At 30.9% G+C, this 3,029-nt stretch carries 3 protein-coding genes; 2 read left to right on the top strand and 1 reads right to left on the bottom strand.

The window, feature by feature from the left end; all coding sequences use genetic code 11:
* Positions 1 to 661 (top strand): hypothetical protein (locus ACQG0S_RS24475; RefSeq protein ID WP_426751009.1); only part of this gene is annotated, 661 nt, incomplete at its 5' end.
* 89 nt (positions 662 to 750) lie between these two features.
* Here the strand turns inward: ACQG0S_RS24475 and ACQG0S_RS24470 are convergent.
* Entirely contained in the window at positions 751 to 1,281 is a 531-nt protein-coding gene (locus ACQG0S_RS24470) for a replication/maintenance protein RepL (protein WP_113655956.1), read from the bottom strand.
* Positions 1,282 to 2,457: 1,176 nt separating this feature from the next.
* On the opposite strand from ACQG0S_RS24470, the gene mobV reads away from it, so the two are divergent.
* Positions 2,458 to 3,029 (top strand): MobV family relaxase (mobV, locus tag ACQG0S_RS24465; RefSeq protein ID WP_426751007.1); only part of this gene is annotated, 572 nt, incomplete at its 3' end.

The following is a 3,029-nucleotide window of genomic DNA, read 5'->3' as shown; positions in this document are numbered from 1 at the left end:
ACTAAAAGAGTATAGAGACTTAGCTCAAAAACACATAACCGATCTTGAAATTAAAAAAAGAAATATTGCTAGTAGAAACAGTAATTTAGTAAAAAAAGAAACTAACTTTTTAGGTCTTGAGAAAAAATTCTCTTACGACGAAACAAAAAGGCTAATAAAAATTTCAAATGAAAAAACAATGAATGCTTATTCATTTTATAAGCATAATTATAAAATTCAATTCTCGGTTAATAATGGCTTGGAAAAACAAAACAACGAACAAAAAAAACAAATAGAGGAATTGAAAAAAAAAGAAAAAAAGTTAAATAGTGATATTAAAGCTATGGAGTTAAAGCAAAGAAGTTTAAATCAGATCGATGAAGAAAGAAATTATTATTATGATATTTTAAACGATGCAAAAGAGGCTTTGAGTGATATTGTAAAACAGCCTTTCAAGACGATGAAAGATTTAAAAGATTTTTTAACTAATAGAAAAAACACTTTAAAATCAACAACTTACGAACAAACAGAAGAAGAAAAAAATATCAATAAAAACAACGAGTTAGAAGAAAAACCGCTCTCTCGCGCAGTTAATTTGAAAATTATGGATAAAGATACATTACAGCAAAAATTGGCTCAAAATGAGCAAGAAGAACCTAAAGTTAAAGCATTTAAGATGTAAAAAAGCCTTTGATTTTGTCAAAGGTTTTTTTATAATACATATTCTTAATTTATTTTATCTTCTGCCAAGTCTTCGGATTTGGCATTTTTTTATACGAAATTTATATTTTTAATATCTTTATTTTTTACTTTTGCTTTATCTAAATTCTGTCTTTTTTCTTTTACTAATTTTTTTGGTAACCCCTTTATAACTAAGTTAGAATTGAAAAAAGTGTTTCCGTCTTCATCGTCAACAAGAATGCATTTTTCTTTTAGTTTTTTAAATGAGTTAGAAACATTACTCTTATTTATGCCTAAAGCATTAGAAATAGAAGATTGTTTAAAGGAAACTAAATTCCCAAATTCCATTTTATCCAAAATATAGAATACTATTCTAAATTCTGTTTTGGTTAGTGTTTTAGCCAGATAATCAAGATTTTCAGTAAAAGCAATTACAAATTGGTTTTTAATATCAACCTTCGGTTGATCTTTTTCAATTATTACAGTGCTTTTTATTTTCTCACCGGATTTCTGTAATTTCTCTATTACTTCTTTTACTTCTTCGTTTTCTTCATTACCAAATAAAAGATCTAACTCGTCAACTTCTATTTCTCTAACTGCTAAATTTGAAAATTTACTCATTTTAAAACCTCCTTAATTTATTTTATATAATTTGTTTTAAAACATTTAAAATAATTGTCAATAGAAAAAGTTCAAAAAAAACCAACTTTGTTGGTACTTTACCAACTACCGTTGGTAAAAACAAACGGCTTAGATCGATTTTGAAAAGTTGGTAAAACTACCAACTCTAGTTGGTAAAACTACCAACTTTTAGTTGGTAAAATTACCAACTTTTTAGACTGAAAGTTGGTAAAACTACCAACTAAAAAGAGAAAAAAGTGAGTAATATCAAGGGTTGTAGAGGTGGTTATAATATATATAAGTAATAAGAGGTAAGAGAGAACCCCAGATCGGAGCAAGTAACTTGCCGATTTGAGCCTGAAAACTACCTCAAAAATCGTTCGGCAAGTTCAACCCCTCGAACCCACACAGACAAGCTGTGTGAGTCCTCACGGTTCTGATCGTGTTCTCAGTAGTAAACCTGTCATTAGTTCACTTAATGCGAAGTAGAACCATACAGAGACTTACAGGCTCATTGAGCCTATAACTTTGTTATAGGATTTAGGAAAAGTGACTAAAAAAATCCTTCGTTCATCCGCCCTGGTCATTCGCTATCGCTCATTAGGACGGATCTGGCTCGCTTCGCTGACGAGTGAACGAAGGATTTTCAGCCGTAGGTTAGACTTCGCTTTGCTCACCCTACGGCTGTGTTGAGTTTCAAAATCAGATTTCTCAAGTTATGGTCGGGCCTTCGGCTGTTCTCCTCCCGCTTGAAAATCTGATTTTGAAAAAAAGGTCGGCAGACAACCCGCCGCCCTTCATTCCAAAAAAAAGGTTTTGACCTGGTTTTTATCAAAAATTTTCGATTTTAAAAATTTTAATTTTTGAAATAGGAAATTGTCCAACGAACGAAGTGAGGCGGTAAGGAATTTGACTTTTTTATATTAAGAGTTAACTTGTAAATAGATTGAGTTTTACAATGTCAGTCTATCACACAGTAGACCGACACAAGTGTCAGTCCTGTGATTTTCCTACGGAAAATGAAGGTCAAAGTCAAAACCAAAAGGTCTACATTGTAATATTTGAATTAGTAAAATTTGGCAGTTGTGAAGGAACCTATATATAAATTAAAACCTTTTTTTGGAAATTTAACGGCAACTCTCACTACGTGCTTTTAACATTAAAGTGAGGTTTGCGATGGTAAAACAGTTTGCAATTATACGAGTTGAAAAACACAAGAAAGGATCTGTCTCGGCAGTTAATAATCATAATTTCAGAAATGGAAATATTGAAACAAATATAAAAACAGAAAAAACAAAAGACAATATTTTATTATTCGGAACGAATAATATTAAAAACGATATTAATACTTATATCGAAAATTCAGGAATTAAGCCTCGAAATAAAGACACGGTTTTATTCCAAGAATTTATTTTAACAGCAAGCCCGGAGTTTTTCTTTAACAATAAAGACGGTTCAAAGAAAACAAAAGAACAATACGAGAAAAACCTAAAAGATTGGATTAAAACCCAGGTTGATTATTTGAAAAAAGAAAATTACGGTATTTGTGTAAATGCTGTTGTTCATCTCGATGAATCAACACCTCATATTCATGCCGTGGTTTTACCGATTAAAGACGGAAAATTTAACTGTAAAGCCTTTTACCGTGGTAAAAATTCGTATTCTAAACTTCTTGATCAATATGCTTTACACAATAAGAAACACGGCTTAATACGAGGCGAAGAACAGAGCCTAGCAGATCACACAAC

Source organism: Enterobacter cloacae complex sp. 418I7 (assembly GCF_050030705.1).
GTDB lineage: Bacteria > Pseudomonadota > Gammaproteobacteria > Enterobacterales > Enterobacteriaceae > Enterobacter > Enterobacter intestinihominis.
Note: the sequence above shows the minus strand (reverse complement) of the source record. Positions and strands in the feature narration are given on the sequence as shown.

Bases quoted from the DNA above. Each gene is read 5' to 3' on its own strand.
- ACQG0S_RS24470 (WP_113655956.1), bottom strand. From the start codon at position 1,281: ATGAGTAAATTTTCAAATTTAGCAGTTAGAGAAATAGAAGTTGACGAG.